Annotated in this window: 19 protein-coding genes; 10 read left to right on the top strand and 9 right to left on the bottom strand. The window is 56.8% G+C overall.

The window, feature by feature from the left end; translation table 11 throughout:
* Positions 1-25: 25 nt before the first annotated feature.
* Positions 26-1,006, bottom strand: a complete 981-nt coding sequence (gene tauA, locus GYN01_RS09190; protein WP_048402035.1) for a taurine ABC transporter substrate-binding protein — start codon at positions 1,004-1,006, stop codon at positions 26-28.
* A 498-nt stretch (positions 1,007-1,504) separates the two neighbouring features.
* On the opposite strand from tauA, the gene GYN01_RS09185 reads away from it, so the two are divergent.
* Together GYN01_RS09185 and GYN01_RS09180 are read left to right on the top strand one after the other, a co-directional pair.
* The gene (locus GYN01_RS09185) at positions 1,505-2,851 is read left to right on the top strand and encodes an OprD family porin (RefSeq protein WP_203306924.1); all 1,347 of its coding nucleotides are present in this window, start codon (positions 1,505-1,507) and stop codon (positions 2,849-2,851) included.
* Positions 2,852-3,145: 294 nt separating this feature from the next.
* On the top strand, positions 3,146-3,784 hold the full coding sequence (locus GYN01_RS09180) for a peroxiredoxin (protein WP_048363951.1): 639 nt from the start codon (positions 3,146-3,148) through the stop codon (positions 3,782-3,784).
* A gap of 81 nt (positions 3,785-3,865) precedes the next feature.
* Here the strand turns inward: GYN01_RS09180 and GYN01_RS09175 are convergent, their stop codons facing one another.
* Positions 3,866-9,208: a dermonecrotic toxin domain-containing protein gene (locus GYN01_RS09175; protein WP_203306923.1), complete on the bottom strand. Its 5,343-nt coding sequence runs from the start codon at positions 9,206-9,208 to the stop codon at positions 3,866-3,868.
* Between the two features lie 311 nt (positions 9,209-9,519).
* On the opposite strand from GYN01_RS09175, the gene ssuE reads away from it, so the two are divergent.
* The 6 genes from ssuE to GYN01_RS09145 all read left to right on the top strand — a co-directional run bounded on the left by ssuE (position 9,520) and on the right by GYN01_RS09145 (position 14,208).
* The gene (gene ssuE / locus GYN01_RS09170) at positions 9,520-10,113 is read left to right on the top strand and encodes an NADPH-dependent FMN reductase (protein WP_048363953.1); all 594 of its coding nucleotides are present in this window, start codon (positions 9,520-9,522) and stop codon (positions 10,111-10,113) included.
* Positions 10,114-10,194: 81 nt separating this feature from the next.
* Complete coding sequence (locus GYN01_RS09165; protein WP_203306922.1) at positions 10,195-11,160, top strand: sulfonate ABC transporter substrate-binding protein; 966 nt, start codon at positions 10,195-10,197, stop codon at positions 11,158-11,160.
* Between the two features lie 31 nt (positions 11,161-11,191).
* Positions 11,192-12,340 (top strand): FMNH2-dependent alkanesulfonate monooxygenase, encoded by a 1,149-nt coding sequence (ssuD, locus tag GYN01_RS09160; protein WP_048363955.1) that lies wholly within the window; start codon positions 11,192-11,194, stop codon positions 12,338-12,340.
* A 7-nt stretch (positions 12,341-12,347) separates the two neighbouring features.
* On the top strand, positions 12,348-13,154 hold the full coding sequence (gene ssuC, locus GYN01_RS09155) for an aliphatic sulfonate ABC transporter permease SsuC (RefSeq protein ID WP_048363956.1): 807 nt from the start codon (positions 12,348-12,350) through the stop codon (positions 13,152-13,154).
* Positions 13,151-13,957 carry an aliphatic sulfonates ABC transporter ATP-binding protein gene (ssuB, locus tag GYN01_RS09150; RefSeq protein WP_048402295.1) on the top strand — a complete coding sequence of 269 codons (807 nt, stop codon included), beginning with the start codon at positions 13,151-13,153 and terminating at the stop codon, positions 13,955-13,957. The genes ssuC and ssuB overlap by 4 nt, the downstream gene beginning before the upstream one ends.
* Before the next feature lie 35 nt (positions 13,958-13,992).
* Positions 13,993-14,208, top strand: a complete 216-nt coding sequence (locus tag GYN01_RS09145) for a TOBE domain-containing protein (protein ID WP_003444581.1) — start codon at positions 13,993-13,995, stop codon at positions 14,206-14,208.
* A gap of 86 nt (positions 14,209-14,294) precedes the next feature.
* On the opposite strand, the gene GYN01_RS09140 is transcribed toward GYN01_RS09145, so the two are convergent.
* From GYN01_RS09140 to GYN01_RS09130, 3 genes are read right to left on the bottom strand one after another with little or no spacing between them, the layout of a single operon-like run.
* Entirely contained in the window at positions 14,295-15,266 is a 972-nt protein-coding gene (locus GYN01_RS09140; RefSeq protein WP_203306921.1) for a thymidylate synthase, read from the bottom strand.
* A 49-nt stretch (positions 15,267-15,315) separates the two neighbouring features.
* Positions 15,316-16,122, bottom strand: coding sequence for a prolipoprotein diacylglyceryl transferase (gene lgt / locus GYN01_RS09135; RefSeq protein ID WP_048363959.1), 807 nt, complete (start codon positions 16,120-16,122; stop codon positions 15,316-15,318).
* 12 nt (positions 16,123-16,134) lie between these two features.
* Complete coding sequence (locus GYN01_RS09130; RefSeq protein WP_203306920.1) at positions 16,135-16,917, bottom strand: sulfite exporter TauE/SafE family protein; 783 nt, start codon at positions 16,915-16,917, stop codon at positions 16,135-16,137.
* A 119-nt stretch (positions 16,918-17,036) separates the two neighbouring features.
* On the opposite strand from GYN01_RS09130, the gene GYN01_RS09125 reads away from it, so the two are divergent.
* A complete protein-coding gene (locus tag GYN01_RS09125) occupies positions 17,037-17,804 on the top strand; it encodes an NRDE family protein (protein ID WP_048402291.1) in 768 nt (255 codons plus the stop codon).
* Between the two features lie 25 nt (positions 17,805-17,829).
* Here the strand turns inward: GYN01_RS09125 and ptsP are convergent, their stop codons facing one another.
* Positions 17,830-20,109, bottom strand: coding sequence for a phosphoenolpyruvate--protein phosphotransferase (gene ptsP, locus GYN01_RS09120; protein WP_048363961.1), 2,280 nt, complete (start codon positions 20,107-20,109; stop codon positions 17,830-17,832).
* Positions 20,110-20,130: 21 nt separating this feature from the next.
* Positions 20,131-20,610 carry an RNA pyrophosphohydrolase gene (locus GYN01_RS09115; RefSeq protein ID WP_047278492.1) on the bottom strand — a complete coding sequence of 160 codons (480 nt, stop codon included), beginning with the start codon at positions 20,608-20,610 and terminating at the stop codon, positions 20,131-20,133.
* A gap of 142 nt (positions 20,611-20,752) precedes the next feature.
* Here GYN01_RS09115 and GYN01_RS09110 point away from each other — a divergent pair, with 142 nt between their 5' ends.
* Entirely contained in the window at positions 20,753-21,409 is a 657-nt protein-coding gene (locus GYN01_RS09110) for a histidinol-phosphatase (RefSeq protein WP_048402290.1), read from the top strand.
* Positions 21,410-21,534: 125 nt separating this feature from the next.
* Here the strand turns inward: GYN01_RS09110 and GYN01_RS09105 are convergent, their stop codons facing one another.
* Positions 21,535-21,963: a DUF2269 family protein gene (locus GYN01_RS09105; RefSeq protein ID WP_048363963.1), complete on the bottom strand. Its 429-nt coding sequence runs from the start codon at positions 21,961-21,963 to the stop codon at positions 21,535-21,537.
* 40 nt (positions 21,964-22,003) lie between these two features.
* Positions 22,004-23,518 (bottom strand): threonine ammonia-lyase, biosynthetic, encoded by a 1,515-nt coding sequence (gene ilvA, locus GYN01_RS09100; RefSeq protein ID WP_203306919.1) that lies wholly within the window; start codon positions 23,516-23,518, stop codon positions 22,004-22,006.
* Positions 23,519-23,523: the final 5 nt, after the last annotated feature.

The following is a 23,523-nucleotide window of genomic DNA, read 5'->3' as shown; positions in this document are numbered from 1 at the left end:
CGGGCGACTCCTGAATCAGCGTGAGTTATTGGGCAATGAAGCGGGCGTTTACTGAAGGCGCGTAATCGGGCAGAACGGCGTCAACCTTGCCTTGCTCTTTGAGGAAGGCCGCAGTATCAGCCAAGGCTTTGGTGGTGGGTGCGCCGAGCAACACCGCTTGGTCGGTGGCTAGCGGGTACACGTTGCCTTGCAGCAATAATGGGATGTCAGCGGCTTTGGCACCTGAGAGCTTCACCAGTTTGTCGACGTTGCTCTGATTGGCCAGCCAGGCTTTCGGGTCTTTGTGGTAGTCGGCGTAGGCATCCAGGGTCACCTTGGCAAACGCCTTGACGATGTCCGGGTGTTTGGCCGCGAAGTCTTTGCGCACGATCCAGGCATCGAAGGTCGGTGCGCCTAATTTGCTCAGCTCGCCCGAGGTGATGAGGACCTTGCCGTTTTCTTTGGCGGTACCCAATGCCGGGTCCCACACGTACGTCGCGTCAATATCGCCGCGCTTCCAGGCGGCAACTATCGCCGGCGGTGCCAGGTTCAGAATCGTCACGGTTGAGGGGTCAATGTTCCAGTGCTTGAGCGCGGCCAGCAGGCTGTAGTGCCCCGTGGAGACAAAGGGTACGGCGATTTTCTTACCGACCAGATCCTGTGGGCTGTTGATACCCGAACCATTGCGGGCGACCAGGGCTTCAGCGCCGCCGATCTGGGTCGCGATCAAAAAGGTTTCAACCGGCACATTACGGGTGATGGCCGCGGTCAGCGGGCTTGAACCCAGGTAGCCGATTTGCACGTCACCCGACGCAATGGCGGCAATGATGTCGGCGCCGTTATCAAATTTTCTCCATTTAATGTCAGCTTGAGTGGCCTGCTCATAAGCACCGTCGGCCTGGGCAACTTTGGCCGGGTCTACGGTGGTTTGGTAAGCCACGGTGACGTCGCTGGCAGCCTGTACGAAGAAGCTGGTCATCGCCAGAGACAAAGCCGCCAGAAGGCGAAGGGGAGAATGCAGTTTCACGATGAAGCTCCTCGACAGGCGGCCGGAGATCGGCAGAGTGCGAGGTTAAATGATCTAAGAAAGGCTAAATAAATAACTTTTAAGCATTAGCTTATGAAGTTCTGCATCCCTCAATCCCGCGCGCGTAACACGACTGATGCGGGCTTTTTTTCTACAGCTGATCTGCCGCGCAGCGTTATACCTTTAGGGACTTAAAAATTTCATAAAATTCTGTTTAGAAATTAGACCAAAGGCCGATAGCATCCCTTCACCGAGCGTAGGAAGTTTCTTTGTATATAGCTATTCGGTCTGAAAATTTTATAAATAAACCTTTTTTGGCTTAACCAAAAGCCATTACCCTACGCACAAATGACGGATGACTAGACAAAGGTCGTAGACATGAATGGTTACGATTGACTTGTCAGTCACGGTCTGGCGCTAATCGCGCATCTCTAGCACCGAAACGTCAGATTTCGGGTTAAAGAACTACAAAAATTAGAAAAGCAAAGGAGCAAGACAATGAACAAGTCCACCTTGGCCGTGGCTGTGGCCGTAGGTTTGTTGACGCAACAAGCAGGCGCTGCCGGCTTCATTGAAGACAGCAAGGCAACCCTGAAGCTACGCAACTTCTACATCAACACCGATAACCGCGACTCGGGTACCAAAGCGGCTGGCGCTCAGAACAAGCAGGAAGAATGGGGCCAGGGCTTCCAACTGGACTACACCTCGGGCTTCACCCAAGGCACGGTCGGTTTCGGTGTGGATGCCATCGCGCTGTTGGGCGTGCGTCTGGATTCGGGTGGCGGTACTAATGGTGTTGGTTCGTACGGCGGCACGGTTTTCCCGAGCAAGTCCAACGGCGACGCGGTAAATGAATATTCCAGCCTGGGCCTGACAGCCAAAGCCAAGATTTCCCAGACCGAACTGCGTTACGGCACCCTGATGCCCAAACTGCCGGTTATCTCCTATAACGATGGTCGTCTGCTGCCTCAGACCTTTGAAGGTGGCCAAATCACCTCCAATGAGTTCAAGGACCTGACCCTGATCGGTGGTCAGATCGAACACGTTAAAGGCCGTAACTCCAGCAACAACGAACAGATGTCGATTGGGGGTGCGAACGCTCGCACCGCCAACAGCAACAAGTTCATCTACGCCGGTGGCGACTACAAGGTCACCAAAGACCTGTTGCTTCAGTACTACTACGGCAACCTGGACAAGTTCTACAAACAGAACTTCCTGGGCCTGGTACACAACTGGTCGATCGGCCCTGGTGTATTGAAAACGGATCTGCGTTATTTCAACAGCCGTGATGACGGCAAAAACGGTTATGACTCCTCGTACTTCAGCAACGGCGATTACAGCAACAGCGTGCTGAAAAACGGTAAAGGTAAAGTTGATAACAACCTGTACAGCGGCTTGTTCCTGTACACCGTTGAAGGTCACACCTTTGGTGGTGGTTACCAGGTGAGCAACGGCAGCAGCGACTTCCCTTGGTTGAACCAGGGCGACGGCTCGTCGAACTACACCATCACTGACATGCAAATCCAGAAGTTCGGCCGTGCCGGCGAACGTACTTGGCAAGCTCGCTACTCGTATGACTTTGCCAAGGTTGGCGTACCGGGCCTGACGGCCGGTGCGGTGTACCTGCGTGGCGATAACATCGACACCTTTGGCAAAAGTGGCCAGACCAGCAATGGCGCCTCCGAGTGGGAACGTGACATCACGGTGGCCTACGTGGTGCAAGAAGGTCCGTTGAAAAATCTGGGTGTAATGTGGAAAAACGCCATGTGGCGCAACGACATTGCCGGCCAGCGCGATCAGGACGAAAACCGTCTGATCGTCAGCTACTCGATCCCGTTGCTGTAATGCGGGCGTAGTGCAAAGGTAAGAAAAATCCTGCCCGGCGCAATGCCGGGCAGGGTGTTTACCGAAGACCAGAACGATCAATTCGCAACACATTAATAGTCGCAGCTCCCTGCCGCTCCCCTTGCCTAAACCTGAGTCCAGAGTGGACCCGGTGCTTTGGTGCGTCCAATGAAACAGTTTTTAATATTCGTTTCAGATCTAAATAAATCGTCATTTATTCTTTTTAATTAAGTCATGCCGCAGGCAGAGTGAACGCTCACTGCCTCGCCATCTCTTATAAAAAGGAACTGCACCATGAGCCTTAGACTCGGCGATATCGCCCCCGATTTCGAACAGGATTCCAGCGCTGGCAATATCCATTTTCATGAGTGGCTGGGCGACAGTTGGGGCGTGTTGTTTTCGCACCCGGCGGACTTCACCCCGGTGTGCACCACAGAGTTGGGCTTCACCGCCAAACTCAAAGATGAATTCGCCAAGCGCGGCGTCAAAGCCATCGCACTCTCCGTTGACCCGGTGGACTCGCACCACAAGTGGATCGACGACATCAACGAAACCCAGCACACCGTGGTCAACTTCCCGATCCTGGCCGATGCCGATCGCAAAGTCAGCGACCTCTACGACCTAATCCACCCCAACGCCAGTGATACCCTCACCGTGCGCTCATTGTTCGTGATTGATCCGAACAAAAAAGTTCGCCTGACCATCACTTACCCGGCCAGTACGGGCCGCAACTTTAACGAAATTTTGCGCGTGATCGATTCGCTGCAACTGACCGACAGCCACAAGGTCGCCACCCCGGCTAACTGGCAAGACGGTGACGATGTGGTGATCGTGCCGTCTATCAAAGACGAAGACGAGATCAAGCAGCGTTTTCCCAAAGGCTATCGCACCGTGAAGCCCTATTTGCGCCTGACGCCGCAACCGAACAAGTAGGGCCTGGCCACCGCGATTGATCGACTGAAGTAAGCATTCAGTTCAATCACGGGGACCGTGTTTGCCCGGTGAAACCTATGTTCAGGGATGTACGACAGGTTGATAGCGCTCAATATTGCCGCCCAATCGACTGATCAATAGCGTGAGGGAATCCGCGTTACTAAGAATGACATTGAAACGACTCTGCGGGTCGGCTAAAAAAATCAGGCGCGCCTGATCCAGTGTCGAGGCGCCCGTCTCCGCTAGAATACGGTCTTGGATACGGGCAGACAGACTGGCAGGTGGCGTGTTGGTTGAGGTATGGCTTATGAACAGATCACTAATGGTTGTCGACCTGGACAATGCCGTGGCTTGCATACTCGAAATCTGATCAAGGATGTCATGAAATGGCGCAGCGCTGTTTTCGAGTAATTCGATGTAAGGGGAACTAGCGTTCATGTAGGCAATGTCCACGGTCTTTGCCGTTTGATGAGACACCTCATGAATAAGCGTGGTCGCACGAAAGTGCAGATTGAAGTCGAACGGCGGGTTGGTGCGTTTTAATCCCAGCATGATCCCTGTGTTCAAAGGATCCTGCACAGTCTGAAAGAACCCTTCGTAAATGTAGATGTACTTACGCGTGTCGTCGGCCAGTATGAAGGCCAACTCAGCGTTATTAGCGGGTACGTGGCGAAGTACGACATAGCGCTCGGAGGTAAGGGGGTTCATTGAGGGCTTTAGCAAGCGGCCTAAAATGGAGTCAATGGCGGCTTTAATTTTTTTGATTTGCTGGGGTGTAAGGCTAGGGCTGCCGAAAAAATCTTCAAGCCACTGACGGTGCTGCTCGAATGGGGAACCCGGCTCATACAGGCGCTTGAGTACTCTTTTTGCCTCGATCAAGTATTCAATCGCCTGCTGGTGAGCCGCCTCAATCGCAGCGGCTTTGGCAGGATAAAGCCTACGGATCTGTGGCATGCCTTCTGCTTCAGTCACCACGTTAGGAAAGTTTCTTGCGGGAGATGCATGCCTGGACAGTATTGGCCCGCCACCTAATAAAGGCTCACGTGGATCTAACTCCCAGCGCTTCTGGCTATCACGTTTTAACGCCGGGCCTGTGCGGCCTTCACCGATATCAATGCGCCAGCGTTGAAGGTCTTTTTTAACCTTATAAATATTGCCGCTCAATACGATGTAGCTCGTCTCGTTGGCCGCGTTGCTATAAATGCCGGTTTCTTCATTGAGGGTCATTTCATGAAGGGAGACGAGGTGATCAATATAGGGTTGTAGCGCATTCAGTTGCCGGGTCTTGAGAAATGAAGCCTCGCTAGCGTGACCAACAGGCTGATGGGCAACCGGGGGTTCAAGGGGCACTCCTACTGGATGTTCACGCGGCTTTTGGGCGGGCGCGCTTCGCACGGTTATCAGCATCATCATGGAGGCTACAAAACGGGTTAGCGCTTCGCCCCAGTGCCCTTCGGCAGCCGCGAGTACCGACGATTTCAATGTGTCTTGTGTCTGCCAAACGGTGATGGGTAGGCTGAGCTTGCCGGGCAAAAACATGAGGGCTGTTTCAGCGATCAAGGAAAGCAGGGTTTTGAACGAGGTCCAGTCGGCTTCTGAGGTGGTGACGGACTGCTGTTTGGCCATATCCAGCAACAAAGCAGTGTTGTCGTCGTACAACGTCAAAAATGCATTGCCTTCAATGGCCTCGCCTGAGAGCGTGACCGGAGCAGGTGTTGAATACACATCAAAGCTGAAGAAGTCTTGAGAGATGTAGGTGACGTGCGGCTCTTTAAAACCGCCGTTATCATATTTTTTGCGGATGTAGGGTGTGAGCCTGCTCAGAATTAGCGATTGCAGTGTCGCCCGCGAACACAGGTCCAAAATAAAGTGCTGTTCATCGGGATACTCCTTGAACGAAAAATCCTGGTTGTAAGTGGCCCACACCACAAAAGGACCTTCACCAGGGGCTTGGGGGCTGATCACATACACCCCTTTTACCGGGTCAGGGGTCGCGTCGCTGGATGTGCACAGCTGTAAGCGCCGCAACTGGATGCGCTGACCCTTCACAGATTCCCGTGCTCCGCCATCGGGCATATTCATGACCTGTTCAATACAGCGGTAGGCAGCGTCTGTGAGCTGGCCTGCCAATTTACTGTTGAATGCGGCTTCTAGCACTTGGAGAGGCAGGTGATTGCAGAACATGCTGAACCGTGCCGCATAGTCCGGTTTGCCACGGGGTAATTTCTCAGCCAGTAAGGTTCGGTACTGAGTACCGATGTTTAATTGTCGGACCAGGTCTTTCACTGCCGACGCATCGAGTTCAGGCGGTAATGGTTTCGCGCTTAACGAGCGGAGTGAAAGATGTCCTGTCAGTTGTCCAAATCCGCGAAGCGCATACGCTGACAGCGGTTGCACCGATCTGGACACGGCCCCGCCCAAGGATGCAATTTGTGCCGTCCAGGCGGGTGATGTGGTGACGGTAATGGTCACCTCAATGTCATGAGGGTCAAGTTCAGCGTGCGGGTAATCCGCGCTCAGTTGTGTTTTGAGTGCCTTGTAGGCGAAGTCGTTGATATCGGGAATATCGTGCAAATAATCGTTGTTGTCCTTGACCACATCCCGGTAACGCTCCAACAGCGTTGCGTATTCAAGCTGGTCCTGTAAGGGGGCTTCTTTTAACGCTTTTGGCAAGGCCGCCTCAAACAGTAGCGTGTCAGTGTATTGAATGAGGGACGTGATATTGAAACTGTGGCGGATGCGCTCTTTGTAATTAAGAACGCTGTCTTGAAACACAGCACTTGGCATATTGATTTCGATGGCTTGGTCCACCACCGCCGACAGGTCTTGTATATGTTGTTGGGTGCTGCTGCGCGATAAGGATTCTAAAAAGTTGTCCTGGATAACTTCAAAACTAAAAAGGCCATTGCTATCGGCCAGCAGCATCGCCCTTTTGGCAAGCACTGTCGCCCGTTGAGCACGGCCCAGGGTCGACATTAATGCCTCGCCCTCTACGTCATCAAAAAGCCGTTTGCGCAAGGCTGCCTGGCAATCTGCGAGACTGGCGAAAACTTCGAACTTCTTGGCCGGTGACCAAAAATAAACGCGCCCGCAACACGACGCGTCCATCCCCCCGCGCTCTGTAATCAGAAAACATTCTTCAAGGGTGGCGCTGATGCCAGCCTGGGACGAATTAAGCGTGACGCTAAACACATCGGACACAAAGTGGTAAAACGACCTGCGCTGATCCAGTTGCAGACCTAAGTTGAACATTTCTATGCAGCTTGCGTCGTGCGGTGAGAGCGTGGGTTCATATTGATAAAAATACAGCCCTCCAGCCCATAGGTTTTCCAGGCGTAAATCGACCAGTTTTTTAATGCCGGTCTTGGGTTGTTTAGGCAGAGCAGGCCGCAGGTTGTTTTGTTCGTGCAACAGCGTCTCGGCGAAGTAATCGATCAGTGCGCCACTAAAGCCATCCGCCATCGAGAATAAAATCCGATGAATCGCTGCACTTTCGTTGTCGTCGAGCAGGGTGGCAGGCGTGCCGGCTTCGTTTCTTATTTGATATTGCACACGGGCGTTCTTGGCCGGTAACAGCGCATGTCCCGTCACATGCTCTAACAGGCTGTCAATCAGGGTCAACGGTGTTGCAGAGGGGGTGTGCGGCGCGGTGTCATACACCTCGATGTTTTCAATATCCAGAGGGCGTTTGTTGGTGCTCGACCAGTGTTGAGCGAACCGTTTTTTAATGAAGGAGGCGATACTGGGCGAGGCGGCCAGGAAACTGTCGAGTTGTCTATCAAGTGTCTGCAAATCTTTTTTAATTTCCTGAACAGAGGATTTCAGAGAATTTAATAGTTCACCGTCGATGACGGTGGTGGTTTGCCCCACGCTGAAATGAGTGCACCAGCGCTGCTGATTAAACCGCGGTATCAGCGCCGGATTCACCAAGGCGCGAATATCCAGTGCATCCTCCAGCACCGCGGATACCAAGCTGGCATAGTCTCTGGCGGTATAAGAACTCTGTAGAAAGTCCAGATTTTTTATCCAGGCGGATAAGAAGTTCACATCAGAGATTATTTTTTGCAAAAGCCGTTCTTCGACGGTTGCAAACACGTTGCCATGAATCAAGGTATGGCCGAACCCAAGCGGCGGCTCTAGCGTTAAAGCTGCACGATCAATGCGAGCCATATAACGCGCCAAGAAAGGCTCCATGCCGTCGGGGCCATAGGCTCTTTGCGGGGACAGCAATGCCTTCACGCGAGGCAAAACGGTGAGCACGAAATGCGCCCACGAGTCAAAAAACTCGAGCCCCCTATCCGTCATGACAATGAATTGACCGTTTGTGTCGCCTATATAGATGCCATACCACCCCTCCCAGGCGATGGGTGAAAAGAGCGTTTGATTAATGTGCAGTAAGACACACTGTATGGGCGCCCCGTTGTTTAGATAGAGCCCCCCAAACAGGTGGTTGAACATGTTTGAACTCACGCGGTTGGAATGTCGCGCCTCAAGCAACTCGCTCAAAAACCGGTCACTCAACTCGTAGACCAGTGTGGTTTGCAACGTGGGAAAGGGCAGTTGAAGAGTGGTCCAGGACGCAAGGAGTTCTGCGGCAAGTTCGGTGTCCAGATGACGGGCGGTACTTGCAATCATGCTTATCAGTTCGAGTTCAATTTCACTGCGACTTTTGATGACTTGCAGGTTACAGGTTGTCGAGGACCTGTATTCAACAATTTCACTGTCGACCATAGTGCCTTTCAAGTAGTACTCAAATATCCAATTCACTATCGGGTGCTCAGCAACGAGCGGGGTCATTGCGCAGGTTGTTTCAAGTGAATCCGTCGATGGCCTGGTTGTGCGGACGGCTGCTTGAAGTTGTTTAAACAGGGTAGAGCGCGCAGAGGGCAGTTGGGAGAACAGCGTCACCGTCAGAAATCGGTCGGCGTCGATCTGTGCGTTAAACAGCTCACTCATACTTTCAAACACATCGCTTGTAATACCTTTCTTTTCCAGAGGCGTGTCGATGTATTGCGTTAAACGATGCCGCATAGAGAAAGGCGTTGAATACATCAGCGCAGGGTCTGCATTAGTCAGTCGTTGGCGAATATCTGCGACCGCCTCAGCCCAGAGGTTAAATTTTCTAAAGCCATCTACCAGCGAGTAGAGGTAGTAACGGTTTGAGTCTTCTGGTTCAGCACAGAGCAGGCAAACGCCTTTAAAGGTAATAGAGGGCGTATTGGGATGCCGGAAACCGATATGGTGCGCATACCCCCTTGTCTCACCCTGAGCGGGCAGGTCTTCGCGGGGTGTTATGCAAGCTTCAACCCATGCTTTTTCAGCCAACGTGATAATGCCTTGATCAAGCGCCTCACGCGCATGGGTCAGAAAACGCTCTTTTATAGAGAGGGGTGAATAAAAAGTGCTCGCTGGTTTCTCGCTCATGTCGCATTCCTTGTGAGTAATGACCTGCACCCTATGTCGCGTGACGCGCAGCTGGGCGGTACATAACTGTTATTTGTTTGCGTGCATGGGCATCTGACATGCGCCCCTAAACCGCCGGTACGGCGCTGTTTCAATGGGGTATCGAATCCAGGCGCAGCGAGCTGATTGAAGCGGACTCCTTCTTATTCGTTTAAGGAATAAATAAATGAATAAATATGATTTATAGATATAAAAATCCCCTGTTATGGTCTCTCCACTCAAGCGAAAACGCTGACAGCGATTTGCACACATTCATGCAAGGAAATGCCTAGATGCTGGTTGTGACTCTCGGAGGAAGCCCAAGCCAACGATCCCGCTGCGGGGTGTTGCTGGACCGCGCCAAAGGTTGGCTCAACCGCCAAGGCGTCGAAGTGGTGAGTTACCAGGTGCGCGATTTCCCGGCTGAGGATTTGCTGCATGCGCGGTTCGACAGCCCGAAAATCATCGACCTGCTGCAACAGATCGAAAACGCCGACGGGTTGGTGATTGCGACGCCGGTGTACAAGGCATCTTTTAGCGGCGCCCTGAAAACCGTCCTCGATTTACTGCCTGAACGCGCCCTGAGCCACAAGGTGGTGTTGCCCATTGCCACGGGCGGCAGCATCGCCCACATGCTGGCGGTGGATTACGCACTTAAACCCGTATTGTCGGCGCTCAAGGCCCAAGAAATGCTGCACGGCATCTTTGCCGATGACAGCCAGATTGCTTATGGCGAAGGCAGCGCTCAAGCACAGTTGGCGCAGGTTTTGGAACAGCGCTTGAACGAGTCGCTGGAGCAGTTTTACAGCGCGCTGGCCCGTCGCCCCAAGCCGCTGGACCCCAACCTTCTCAACGAGCGCCTGGTCGCGGCTCGCTGGAGTATCTGATTTAACGCTTTCCCCACCTTACTGACCCGCTAACGGCTCGGCAGGTGCAACCCGAATCTCGAACAACAAAAGGAGAGCGCCATGCGCCCTGTCATTTTGCGTCGAGGTCTGGTCGCACTGTTAGCTGCGGCTGTGTCCTTCGGCGTCGTGTTAGAAGCTCAAGCAGATGCCCTGCGCATCGGTTATCAAAAATACGGCACGCTGATGCTGCTCAAAGCCAAAGGCACGCTTGAAAAGCGTCTGGCCGAGCAGGGCGTCGATGTGCAGTGGACTGAGTTCCCCGGCGGCCCACAACTGCTGGAAGGCTTGAACGTCGGCTCGATCGACTTCGGCGTTACCGGTGAAACACCACCGGTGTTCGCCCAGGCTGCGGGCGCTGATTTGCTTTACGTTGCCTACGAGCCACCGGCGCCCACCAGCGAAGCGATTCTGGTGCCCAAGGACTCGCCGATCACCTCGGTGAAAGACCTCAAGGGCAAAAAAGTCGTACTGAACAAAGGCTCCAATGTGCATTACCTGCTGGTGCGTGCGCTGGAAGACTCGGGCCTGAAGTACACCGATATCCAGACAGTCTTTCTGCCTCCCGCGGATGCGCGTGCGGCGTTCGAACGCGGCAGTGTGGATGCGTGGGTGATTTGGGACCCGTACCAGGCCGCCGCCGAGCAACAGTTGCAAGCGCGCACCCTGCGTGATGCCAGCGGTATTGCAGACAACCATCAGTTCTATCTGGCGACCAAGCCGTATGCGCAGCAGCACCCCAAGGTGATCGAAACCTTGGTCGATGAAGTGCGCAACATTGGCGAGTGGGCCAAAGCCAACCCTCAAGAGGTGACCCAACAAGTGGCGCCGCTGTTGGGGTTGTCGCCCGAGATCACCCTTACAGCCGTCAAACGCCAGGGTTACGGCGCACAGTTCTTGACCCCGGAGGTGATCAACGCACAGCAAAAAATCGCTGACAGTTTTTACCAGCTCAAGTTGATCCCCAAGCCACTGGTGGTCAAAGACGTGATCTGGACGCCCCCGGCCGCCGTGGCCAAGGCCCTCTAACGCTTGCCGTACCCATTTAGGAGACCACTCCATGAGCCTCAATATTTTCTGGTTCCTGCCTACCCACGGTGATGGCCATTACCTTGGCACCAGCGAAGGCGCCCGCGCTGTCGATTACGGTTACCTGCAACAAGTGGCGCAAGCGGCGGATCGGCTGGGCTTTGGCGGGGTGTTGATCCCCACCGGCCGTTCCTGCGAAGACTCCTGGCTGGTAGCCGCCGCACTGATTCCGGTCACTCAGCGTCTGAAATTTCTGGTGGCTTTGCGTCCTGGCATCGTTTCGCCCACCGTGGCCGCGCGGCAAGCGGCGACGCTTGATCGTTTGTCGGGCGGACGGGCGCTGTTCAATCTGGTGACGGGGGGTGACCCGGAAGAGTTGGCCGGTGACGGTCTGTTCCTCAGCCATGAAGAGCGTTACCAGGCGTCGGTGGAATTCACCCGCATTTGGCGCCGTGTACTCGAAGGCGAAACTGTGGACTACGATGGCCAGCACATCAGCGTCAAAGGCGCCAAGTTGTTGTACCCGCCGATCCAGCAGCCGCGTCCGCCGCTGTACTTTGGTGGTTCGTCGCAAGCGGCGCAGGATCTGGCCGCCGAACAAGTTGAAATGGTGCTGACGTGGGGCGAGCCACCGGCCGCGGTCGCTGAAAAGATTGAACAAGTGCGCGCCAAAGCCGCCAAGCTCGGGCGCACGGTGCGCTTCGGCATTCGTTTGCACGTCATCGTGCGTGAGACTAATGAAGAGGCATGGAAAGCCGCAGACAAGCTGATATCGCATCTGGACGATGACACCATCGCCCGTGCTCAAGCCTCTTTGGCGCGCTTTGATTCGGTGGGCCAACAACGCATGGCTGCGCTGCACGGCGGCAGCCGCGACAACCTCGAAGTCAGCCCCAACCTGTGGGCGGGCGTGGGGCTGGTGCGCGGCGGCGCGGGCACGGCGCTGGTCGGTGACGGCCCAACGGTCGCGGCACGGGTTCAGGAATATGCCGACCTGGGCATCGACACGTTCATCTTCTCCGGCTACCCGCACCTGGAAGAGTCTTATCGCGTGGCGGAGCTGTTGTTCCCGCACCTGGATATCGAGCGCCCGGAACTGCCGAAAAGTGCCGGATATGTGAGCCCCTTTGGCGAAATGGTGGCCAACGACATCCTCCCTAAAGCCGCGTCGCAGAGCTGAGGCGGCCATGATCACAACGAAGGCTTCGCGCCTTAATAACCTCGCTCACACGTTGGCGCCCTGGACCTTGCCCGTGTTGCTGTTGGCGGTGTGGCAGCTTTCGGTGTCGGCCGGTTGGTTGTCGACGCGCATTCTGCCGGCGCCCAGTGCCGTGATTGCGGCAGGCGTTGAGCTGGTGCGCAGTGGCGAGATCTGGAAGCACCTCGCCATCAGCGGCTGGCGCGCCGGGTTGGGCTTTGTCATTGGCGGCAGTATTGGCCTGGCCTTGGGCTTTATCACCGGCCTGTCAAAGTGGGGCGAACGCCTGCTCGACAGCTCGGTGCAAATGATCCGCAACGTGCCGCACCTGGCGCTGATTCCGCTGGTGATCCTGTGGTTCGGGATTGATGAGTCGGCGAAGATTTTTTTGGTCGCGCTGGGCACGTTGTTCCCCATTTACCTCAACACCTATCACGGCATCCGCAACGTTGACCCGGCGCTGGTGGAGATGGCGCGCAGCTATGGCTTGTCCGGTTTCAGTCTGTTTCGTCAGGTGATTTTGCCGGGCGCATTGCCTTCGATTCTGGTGGGTGTGCGGTTCGCGCTGGGCTTTATGTGGCTGACGTTGATCGTGGCTGAAACCATCTCTGCCAGCTCCGGTATTGGCTACCTGGCGATGAACGCCCGGGAGTTTTTGCAGACCGATGTGGTGGTGTTGGCGATTGTTTTGTACGCGGTGCTTGGCAAATTGGCCGACAGCGCGGCCCGGGGTCTGGAACGCGTGTGGTTGCGTTGGCACCCGGCCTATCAAGTGGTTAAAGGCGGTGCAGCATGACGGCTCAACAACCTCCTCGCTTGCGTCCGGGCATCCCGCTGGCGATCAACAGCCTGCAAAAATCCTTTGGCGAACGCCTCGTACTGCGCGACATCAACGTGCACATCCCGGCAGGTCAATTTGTGGCTGTCGTGGGGCGCAGCGGTTGTGGCAAAAGCACCTTGATGCGCCTGCTGGCCGGGCTGGATCAGCCCACGGCAGGTCAATTGCTGGCAGGCAGCGCGCCGCTGCAAGACGCGCACGACGACACCCGTTTGATGTTTCAGGAAGCGCGTTTACTGCCGTGGAAAAAAGTCATCGACAACGTGGGCCTGGGGCTTAAAGGCGATTGGCGTGGCAAAGCGCTCAAGGCGCTGGAAGAGGTCGGCCTGGCCGAGCGCGCCCACGAGTGGCCCGCTGCGTTATCGGGCGGGCAAAAACAGCGTGTGGCCTTGGCCCGCGCGCTCATTCATCAACCGCGTTTGCTGTTGCTGGACGAGCCGCTGGGTGCGCTTGACGCACTGACCCGCATCGAGATGCAGCAACTGATCGAACGCTTGTGGCGCCAGCATGGTTTCACGGTGTTGCTGGTGACCCACGACGTCAGCGAAGCGGTGGCCATTGCTGATCGGGTGATCCTGATTGAAGACGGCGAAGTGGGGCTGGACCTCCTCGTCGAACTGCCCAGACCGCGCGCGCGTGGCTCGCATCGGCTGGCGGCGCTGGAAACCGAAGTCCTTAACCGAGTGCTTGCTTTACCTGGCTTGCCGCCTGAGCCAGAACCCGTTGCACCGTTGCCTACGCAATTGCGTTGGGCGCAATAACCTCAGTTTTCTCTCCCAAGACAGGAATCGACACCATGACCATTAAAGCCATCAACGTGCGTAACCAGTTCAAAGGCCACATCAAGGAAATCGTGCTGGGCGACGTGCTGTCTGAAATCGACGTACAAACGGCTTCGGGTATCGTCACCTCCGTCATCACCACCCGTTCAGTCAAAGAGCTGGAGCTGGTGGTGGGCAGCGAAGTCATCGCGTTTGTGAAGTCCACCGAGGTGTCGATCGCCAAGTTGTAAGCGTGGGTTATCCACAACCCCGAACGGCGTAAGCCTTTCGGGGTTTTTTACGTGTGGGAGGGGCGAAAGCTGTAGCAGGGGGGGAGTCAGACCGCCATTGGCGCCGTCATGGGCGCATGGTGTTCATACCCTTCGAGGCTGAAGTCACTCGGCTCGATCAAGCCCAGCCATTCGGGCTGATAAACGCCGGTCTTGGCAAACTCAGGCACACGGTCCGAGATCACCAGTTTGGGCATCGGGAACGGCTCGCGGGTCAGTTGCTCGTTGAGCATGTCCAGGTGGTTCTCATACACATGGGCGTCGCCGATGAAGTAGGTGAACCAGCGCGGCGTGTAACCGGTCAGACGGCCGATCAGGCTTAGCAGCGCCGCGCCTTCGGTCAGGTTGAACGGCGTGCCCAGGCCCAGATCGTTGGAGCGAATGTAGAGGGTCAGGGAAATTTCCTTGGTCTCGACATTGGGGTGGAACTGATACAGCAGGTGGCACGGCGGCAGGGCCATTTCGTCGAGTTGGGCGCAGTTCCAGCCGTGGAACAAAATGCGGCGGCTGCCCGGGTCGTTGATGATGGTGTCCACGCACTGGCGCACTTGGTCGATGGCCTTGTACAGCACCACGTAAGCCTGGCCGTCTTCCTCGCCTTCTGCGATCTGGCGGTAGCCCTGGCTCAGGCACAACGCGATGGCGTCCTGATTGCTGCGCGCCACTTGTTTGTAGGCGGGCCATTTGCGCCATTGCACGCCGTAGATTTCACCGAGGTCGTCTTCACCCTGGCGGAACGGGTTGGCCAGCCATTGGGCGTTTTCGTTGGCGTTCTGGTCCCACACTTTGCAGCCCAGCGCGCGGAAGTCGGCGGCACTGTTGACCGGACGCAAGAACCCGCACATTTCGCCAATCGCTGATTTGAACGCCATGCGCCGGGTGGTGATGGCCGGAAAGCCTTCTTTGAGGTCGTAGCGCAACATGGCGCCGGGCAGACTGATGGTCTTCACGCCGGTACGGTTGGCTTGCAGGGTGCCGTTTTTAATGACGTTGGCAACGAGGTCGAGATATTGCTTCATGGTTTTCCTACCGTTTGAATGCAGGGCCGGGCAGCCCTGCGATTCGAATTTATTGCGCTGTTTTCTGGGTCGCCGAGTCGCGGTGGTAAGCCCACCAGATCAACAGCAAACCCCCGACAATCATCGGGATGCAGAGGATTTGCCCCATCGTCACCCAGCCGAACGCCAGATAGCCTAGCTGAGCATCCGGCACGCGGACGAACTCAACGATGAACCGGAAGATGCCGTAGAACAGGGCGAACATGCCGGAAACGGCCATGGTCGGGCGCGGTTTGCGCGAGTACAGCCAAAGAATCAGGAAGAGTGCCACACCTTCGAGGGCAAACTGGTAAAGCTGCGACGGATGACGCGCCAGTTGCTGCGGGTCGGTGGGGAAAATCATCGCCCACGGCACGTCGCTGGCCTTGCCCCACAACTCGGCATTGATGAAGTTACCGATGCGCCCGGCACCCAGGCCAATCGGCACCACCGGGGCAATGAAGTCCATGATCTGGAAGAACGATTTGTTGTTGCGCTTGCCAAACCACCAGGTGGCCAGCATCACGCCAATCAGCCCGCCGTGGAACGCCATGCCGCCTTTCCATACTTCAAAAATCAGCAGCGGGTTGGCGATGTAAGCGCTCAGGTCGTAGAACAGCACGTAGCCCAAGCGACCGCCGACAATCACGCCCATCGCCACCCAAAACACCAGGTCAGAGAGTTTCTCTTTGGTCCAGGTCGGGTCGAAGCGGTTGAGGCGGCGCGACAGGATCAGCCAGGCGGCGCCAATGCCGATCAGGTACATCAAGCCGTACCAATGGATTTTCAGCGGGCCGATGGCCAATGCCACCGGGTCAATCTGCGGGTAAGGCAGCATTGCGACTCCTTGTTAGATCAGGAAACTCACACCGACACAGAACAACAGTGCGGCAAACAGCCGTTTCAGCAGACGCGGCGAAAGCTTATGGGCCAAACGCGCACCGAAACGGGCGAAAAACATGCTGGTCAGGGCAACCCCCAGCAACGCCGGCAAGTACACAAACCCCAGACTATGCGCGGGCAGGTCGGGGTTGTGCCAGCCAATGATCATGAAACTTAATGCACCCACCAACGCAATCGGCAACCCGCACGCCGCCGAAGTGGCGACCGCTTGCTGCATCGGCACACTGCGCCAGCTCAGGAACGGCACGGTCAAGGAGCCACCGCCCACCCCGAAAATCGCCGAGGTCCAGCCAATCACCGTACCGGCCAGGGTCAGACCGACTTTGCCCGGGACCGTTCGGCTGGCCTTGGGTTTAAGCTCCAGGGCCATTTGCGCGGCAATGACCAAGGCAAACACGCCAATGATCTTTTGCAAATGGGGCCCGGCGATTGCTTCGGCTGTGAGTGCACCAATGCCCGCGCCGATCAAAATACCCAGCGCCATCCACACAAACAGCGGCCAGCGCACCGCGCCTTTGCGGTTGTGTTCACGGATCGAGTTGATCGAGGTAAAGATGATCGTCGCCAGGGACGTGCCCACGGCCAGGTGAGTCAGCACCTGAGGGTTGAACCCCTGCAAGGTGAAACTGAACACCAGCACCGGGACGATGATAATCCCGCCACCGACCCCAAACAGCCCGGCCAAAACCCCTGCGAAGCCTCCCAGCACCAGATAGAGCAGAAATTCCATGACGCCCCCCCCCAATTTGATCCGCATGGTAACGGAGCAACGGCTTAGGCTCCACACATGGCGCGAGGCGCCGGGGCAATCTATAAGTAGTGGGGTTAAAAAAACATTAAGGACTGCCCATGTGCTTGATTGTGTTTGCCTGGCGCCCCGGCCATGCACAGCCGCTGGTGGTAGCGGCCAACCGTGATGAGTTTTATGCACGCCCCACCCAACCGCTGGCCCAGTGGGCCGAAGCGCCGCAGGTGTATGCCGGGCGCGATCTTGAGGCGGGTGGCACGTGGCTGGGGATTGGCGCTGATGGCCGTTTTGCGGCGCTGACCAATATTCGGGAGCCGCATAAGCCTGCTTCGCGCCGTTCGCGGGGCGAATTGGTGGAGTTTTTTTTGAGCGGAAGCCAAACATTGGGCGACTACTTTAAAGACGTTGGGCAACGTTCGCTGGATTATGCAGGCTTTAATTTGTTGTTAGGCACGCGTGATGAACTGTGGCATTTCAACTCCCATGAAACGGCGCCAGTACCTTTGAGCGCCGGGGTCTACGGCTTATCTAACGCAGGCCTTGATAGTCCCTGGCCGAAGTTGATTAAAGCCAAAGCCGAGCTGCATCAGGTGTTGAGTGACCCGCAGCCCTACGCCTTACTCAAATTGCTTGAGAATCGGGACACTGCGCAGGTCAGTGAGCTGCCTGATACCGGCGTGGGGTTGGCCACAGAGCATTTGTTGTCGAGTGTGTTTATTGCCAGTGCCACGTATGGAACGCGCGCCAGCACGGCATTGATCGTCAAAGCTGACGGTTCAAGGGTCATGGTGGAGCGCAGCTTTGGGCCTGGTGGTGGGCGTTTGGGCGAGGTTTGCCTGGATCAGCCCTCACCCTCTCCCCGAGGGTGAGGGTGAGGGTGAGGGTGAGGGGCTTTTAATACGGTTTGATCGCCGCCGGGTTCATCATGCGGGTCAGCCCCATGTTTTTCAGCGCCAATTGCACGGTGCTGCGGATGACCTGCGGGTTGTCGATGGTCATCACTTCTGCCAGCAGTTCCTTGGCGCGGCTCAGGCTGACCTGACGCAGCATCCATTTCACTTTAGGCAGGTTGGTGGCGTTCATCGACAGGCTGTCAAAACCCATGGCCATCAACAGGATCGCCGCCGCCGGATCGCCCGCCATTTCGCCGCAGATACTCGCAGGTTTGCCTTCGGCATGGGCGTCGCGGACCACTGACTGCAATGCTTGCAGTACGGCGGGGTGCAAGTAGTCGTACAAATCGGCAACGCGCGGGTTGTTGCGGTCCACCGCCAGCAAATACTGGGTCAAGTCGTTGGAACCTACAGACAAGAAGTCGACCTGACGCGCCAGCTCTTTGGTTTGATACACCGCTGCCGGAATCTCGATCATCACGCCAATCGGCGGCATCGGTACGTCCGTGCCTTCATCGCGCACTTCGCCCCAGGCACGGTGCAGCAGGTGCAGGGCTTCTTCGAGTTCGTGGGTGCCGGAGATCATCGGCAACAAAATACGCAGGTTGTTCAGGCCTTCGCTGGCCTTGAGCATGGCCCGGGCCTGAACCAGAAAGATTTCGGGGTGGTCGAGGGTGACGCGAATCCCGCGCCAGCCCAGGAACGGGTTGTCTTCTTTGATCGGGAAATACGACAGTGACTTGTCGCCGCCAATGTCCAGGCTGCGCATGGTCACCGGTTGCGGATGGAAGGCGGCGAGTTGCTCGCGATAAATCGCCAGCTGCTCCTTTTCGCTCGGAAAGCGCTGGTTGATCATGAACGGCACTTCGGTGCGGTACAGACCCACGCCTTCTGCACCGCGCTGTTGCGCGCGTGCCACATCCGCGAGCAAGCCGGTGTTGACCCACAGCGGCATGCGATGCCCGTCGGGGGTGATGCACGGCAGCTCGCGCAGGGCGTCGAGGCCCTGAGACAGCTGGCGCTCTTCTTCAACGACTTCGGCGTATTGCTTGCGCAGCAGATCACTGGGGTTGGTGTACACCTCGCCGTGATAGCCGTCGACGATCATCTGAATGCCGTCAACCTTCGAGTACGGCAGGTCGACCAGGCCCATGACCGTCGGGATGCCCATCGCCCGGGCCAGAATCGCTACGTGGGAGTTACCCGAGCCCAATACCGAGACCAGACCGGCCAACTTGCCCTCAGGCACTTCGCCGAGCATGGTCGCGGTCAGTTCTTCGCTGACCAGAATCGTGTGGTCGGGGTAGACCATGGTTTGCTTGCGATCATGCTGCAAATAGGCCAGCAGGCGCCGCCCCAGATCACGCACATCCGACGCCCGCTCGCGCAGGTAGTCGTCGTCCATCAATTCAAAACGGTTGACGTGATCCGTCACCACCTGGCGCAGAGCGCCCTGTGCCCATTGTCCGGTCTTGATCACATTTTTGACTTCGCTGCCCAGCGATGCGTCATCGAGCATCATCAGGTACACGTCAAACAGCGCCTGTTCTTCCGGGCGCAGTTGCGTGGCGAGTTTTTTCGACACGGCGCGCATGTCATTGCGCACGCCTTCAAGGGCGGTCTTGAACAGGGCGATTTCAGCAGGAATGTCGGTAATGGTTTTGTCGGGCACCACATCGAGGTCAGCTGGAGGCAACATGACCACCGCTGTGCCGACCGCAGCCCCGGGCGACCCCGGAACCCCGACAAACTTGGCTTCCTGAATGCCCTTGCCCTGGCGCCCAAGGCCACGAATCGACCCGGTGGCTTCGGCGTGGGCAATAACGCCCGCCAGTTGCGCGCTCATCGTCACCAGAAAGGCTTCTTCGCCTTCATCGAACTGGCGGCGTTCCTTTTGCTGGATTACCAGTACACCCACCACACGGCGGTGGTGGATGATCGGCGCGCCGAGGAAGGAGGCATAACGTTCTTCCCCTGTTTCGGCGAAGTAGCGATAGCGCGGGTGATCGGCGGCGTTTTCGAGGTTCAGAGGTTCTTCACGGGTGCCCACCAGGCCGACCAGGCCTTCGTTGGGCGCCATGCTGACCTTGCCGATCGAGCGCTTGTTCAAGCCCTCGGTGGCCATCAGCACGAAACGGTTGGTCTCTGGATCAAGCAAATAGACCGAGCAGACCTGACTGCCCATGGCCTCTTTGACGCGCAACACAATAATCCCCAACGCCGCCTTGAGATCCTTGGCGGAGTTAACTTCCTGGACGATCTTGCGCAGCGTATTGAGCATGGCTCGGGGTCGAACTCCGTGTCAGGCGCGCGTTAAAAGGCGCGGGGCAAGCTCTTTGAGAGCGCGACGGTAGACCTCGCGCTTGAATGTCACCACCTGGCCCAACGGGTACCAATAACTGACCCAACGCCAGCCATCGAACTCCGGTTTACCGGTCAAATCCATCCGCACCCGCTGCTCGTTAGAGATCAGGCGCAGCAAAAACCACTTCTGTTTTTGGCCGATGCACAGCGGCTGGCTGTGGGTACGGACCAAACGTTGCGGCAAACGATAACGCAACCAGCCTCGCGTACAGGCAAGAATTTCTACATCTTCGCGTTCAAGGCCAACTTCTTCGTTCAGCTCACGGTACAAGGCGTCTTCCGGCGTCTCATCAGGGTTGATACCGCCCTGGGGAAACTGCCACGCGTCTTGATTGATTCGGCGAGCCCAAAGTACCTGACCAGCATCATTTGTCAGAATAATCCCGACATTAGGACGGAAACCATCGGGGTCGATCACGGCAACAACCTCGCAAACGCATGTCGCCGCATTGTTCCACAAAGGTTGTGAAAGCAGCAACGCGCCTTCCTGCCTTATGTGCACTCTTATTAAAAGACCGTATTGTGATGGGCCTTCAACGACAGCTCAGCGGGTAATTGCAATGCGTCTGGCTTTATTTGACTTGGACAACACCCTTTTAGGCGGCGACAGTGACCACGCGTGGGGCGACTACCTGTGCCAGCGCGGCATTCTGGACGGCGACGCGTACAAGGCGCGTAACGACGCGTTCTATCAGGATTACCTGGCGGGCAAGCTCGACAATGCCGCCTACCTGAATTTCAGCATGGAAATTTTTGGCCGCCATGACATGGCGCAACTGGATCAATGGCACCGCGAATTCATGCGCGACTGCATTGAGCCATTGATGCTGCCGAAGGCCTTGGCCCTGCTGGCCCAACACCGCGAAGCTGGCGACACGCTGGTGATCATCACCGCCACCAACCGCGTGGTCACGGCCCCGATTGCACAAAAACTGGGCGTGGAACATTTGATCGCCACCGAATGCGAAATCGTCGACGGCCGCTATACCGGGCGCAGCACCGACGTGCCGTGCTTTCGCGAAGGCAAAGTCACACGGTTGAATCGCTGGATGCAAGAAAACGGCTATAGCCTGCAAGACAGCTACTTCTACAGTGACTCGATGAATGACCTGCCGTTGCTGGAGCAAGTCACGCATCCAGTGGCGGTTGACCCCGATGAGAACCTGCGGGCTGAAGCCCTCAAGCGCGGCTGGCCGGTCATCTCGTTACGCGCCTAAAAGCAAAAGCCCCTCACCCTAGCCCTCTCCCTTCGGGAGAGGGGACTAAAAGCAAAAGCAGATGTGCGTAACGCCACAGATCAAACGCCCTCTCCTGCGGGAGAGGGCTGGGGTGAGGGCAAGCCTTAAACCGGCTTGGCGCCCATCAACCCCGCAATGGCGATAAAGCAAACGGCACAAAAAATCGCCAGCCCCAGCGTAAAGCGTGGATGTTTGGCCACCCGGCCCAAGCGCAAGCGGTTAAGCCGTACCACCAGCCATAACCAGCTCAACGCGCCCAGCCCATACAGGCAACTGCCCGCCAACAACCACAGTTGACTCAGCGGCCAGCCCGCCAGGTGCACCAACCACCAGCCACTCACCGGCAAGGCCAGCAGGCAAAGTCCCATCAGCGCCCAGACAAACCCCCACGGGCGACGCACGGCGCCACCCGACAGGTCTTTGTCCCCGGCACGCCAGCGGCGAATCACCACCACCAACAAAGCGATGGCGCTGACAAACAACAGCAGTGTCGACACGCCATGCAGCAACTTCAACGCGGTGAAGGTTTCCATGTCATTGATTCCTTGAGCAGTTCAATCAGCGTAGCGGCTCTTAGCCAAGAAACAGCTGATAGGCCGGATTATCACTTTCATCCCAGTAGGGGTAACCGATATCGGCCAACGCCGCAGGCACCAAATGACGCTCATCGGCAGGCACTTGCAGCCCGGCCATCACCCGGCCGTCGGCAGCGCCGTGGTTGCGGTAATGAAACATCGAGATGTTCCAGCGCCCGCCCAGTTTGTTGAGGAAGTTGAACAGCGCCCCCGGACGCTCCGGGAATTCGAAACGGAACAACAACTCATCGCTGACCTTGGCCGCGTGCCCGCCCACCATGTGCCGAATGTGCAACTTGGCCAGCTCGTTGTCGGTCAGGTCGACCACCGGGAAGCCTTGCTCTTTAAGGCTCGCCAGCAAGGCACTGCGCGGATCGTTGACCGGGTGCGTTTGCACGCCGACAAAAATGTGCGCTTCGCTGCCGGTGTGGTAGCGGTAGTTAAATTCGGTGATCTGGCGCTTGCCGATCGCCTGGCAGAACGCTTTGAAGCTGCCCGCTTCTTCAGGAATGGTCACGGCGATGATGGCTTCGCGACCTTCACCCAACTCAGCCCGCTCGGCTACATGGCGCAAACGGTCGAAGTTGACGTTGGCGCCCGAATCGATGGCTACCAGAGTCTGGCCGCTAACACCGCGCTGTTCGACGTATTTTTTGATCCCCGCCACGCCCAACGCCCCAGCAGGTTCGGTGATTGAGCGGGTATCGTCGAAGATGTCCTTGATCGCTGCGCAGATCTCGTCAGTGCTGACGGTGATCACTTCGTCGACGTAGTCTTTGCAGATGTCGAACGTGTGCTGGCCGATCTGCCCAACGGCCACGCCGTCCGCAAAAATCCCCACGGTTGGCAGCACGACACGCTCTCCTGCGGCCATCGCGGCTTGCAGGCAGTTGGAGTCATCTGGCTCGACACCAATGATTTTGATGTCGGGGCGCAGGTATTTCACATACGCCGCAATACCTGCGATCAGTCCGCCACCCCCGACGGGCACAAAAATCGCGTCCAGTGGTGCCGGGTGCTGACGCAGAATTTCCATTGCCACGGTGCCCTGCCCGGCAATGGTGTGCGGGTCATCGTAGGGGTGAACGTAGACGTAGCCTTTTTGCTCAACCAGTTGCAGCGAATACGCCAGCGCTTCAGGGAAAGAATCACCGTGCAGCACCACAATGCCGCCACGCGAGCGCACGCCTTCGATTTTGATCTCGGGTGTGGTTTTAGGCATGACGATGACGGCTTTGACCCCCAACACCTTGGCGGCCAGCGCCAGGCCTTGCGCATGGTTACCGGCCGATGCCGTGACCACGCCACAGGCGCGCTCGGCATCTGTCAGGTGCATGAGTTTGTTGTAAGCGCCACGAATCTTGAACGAGTACACCGGTTGCAGATCTTCACGTTTCAGCAAAATCTGATTGCCCAACCGCTCGGTCAACTGGTTAGCAGCTTGCAGGGGCGTTTCAACGGCAACGTCATAAACGCGCGAGGTGAGGATCTTCTTAACGTACTGTTCGAGCATCGGAA

Source organism: Pseudomonas weihenstephanensis, assembly GCF_016812185.1.
GTDB classification, from domain to species: Bacteria; Pseudomonadota; Gammaproteobacteria; order Pseudomonadales; family Pseudomonadaceae; genus Aquipseudomonas; species Aquipseudomonas weihenstephanensis.
The sequence above is the reverse complement of the archived record's forward strand: the minus strand, read 5'-3'. Positions and strand labels throughout refer to the sequence as shown.

Coding starts and splice junctions, on each gene's coding strand:
- GYN01_RS09185 (WP_203306924.1), top strand. CDS start 1,505: ATGAACAAGTCCACCTTGGCCGTGGCTGTGGCCGTAGGTTTGTTGACG.
- GYN01_RS09180 (WP_048363951.1), top strand. CDS start 3,146: ATGAGCCTTAGACTCGGCGATATCGCCCCCGATTTCGAACAGGATTCC.
- GYN01_RS09175 (WP_203306923.1), bottom strand. CDS start 9,208: ATGAGCGAGAAACCAGCGAGCACTTTTTATTCACCCCTCTCTATAAAA.
- ssuE (WP_048363953.1), top strand. CDS start 9,520: ATGCTGGTTGTGACTCTCGGAGGAAGCCCAAGCCAACGATCCCGCTGC.
- GYN01_RS09165 (WP_203306922.1), top strand. CDS start 10,195: ATGCGCCCTGTCATTTTGCGTCGAGGTCTGGTCGCACTGTTAGCTGCG.
- ssuD (WP_048363955.1), top strand. CDS start 11,192: ATGAGCCTCAATATTTTCTGGTTCCTGCCTACCCACGGTGATGGCCAT.
- ssuC (WP_048363956.1), top strand. CDS start 12,348: ATGATCACAACGAAGGCTTCGCGCCTTAATAACCTCGCTCACACGTTG.
- ssuB (WP_048402295.1), top strand. CDS start 13,151: ATGACGGCTCAACAACCTCCTCGCTTGCGTCCGGGCATCCCGCTGGCG.
- GYN01_RS09145 (WP_003444581.1), top strand. CDS start 13,993: ATGACCATTAAAGCCATCAACGTGCGTAACCAGTTCAAAGGCCACATC.
- GYN01_RS09140 (WP_203306921.1), bottom strand. CDS start 15,266: ATGAAGCAATATCTCGACCTCGTTGCCAACGTCATTAAAAACGGCACC.
- lgt (WP_048363959.1), bottom strand. CDS start 16,122: ATGCTGCCTTACCCGCAGATTGACCCGGTGGCATTGGCCATCGGCCCG.
- GYN01_RS09130 (WP_203306920.1), bottom strand. CDS start 16,917: ATGGAATTTCTGCTCTATCTGGTGCTGGGAGGCTTCGCAGGGGTTTTG.
- GYN01_RS09125 (WP_048402291.1), top strand. CDS start 17,037: ATGTGCTTGATTGTGTTTGCCTGGCGCCCCGGCCATGCACAGCCGCTG.
- ptsP (WP_048363961.1), bottom strand. CDS start 20,109: ATGCTCAATACGCTGCGCAAGATCGTCCAGGAAGTTAACTCCGCCAAG.
- GYN01_RS09110 (WP_048402290.1), top strand. CDS start 20,753: ATGCGTCTGGCTTTATTTGACTTGGACAACACCCTTTTAGGCGGCGAC.
- GYN01_RS09105 (WP_048363963.1), bottom strand. CDS start 21,963: ATGGAAACCTTCACCGCGTTGAAGTTGCTGCATGGCGTGTCGACACTG.
- ilvA (WP_203306919.1), bottom strand. CDS start 23,518: ATGCTCGAACAGTACGTTAAGAAGATCCTCACCTCGCGCGTTTATGAC.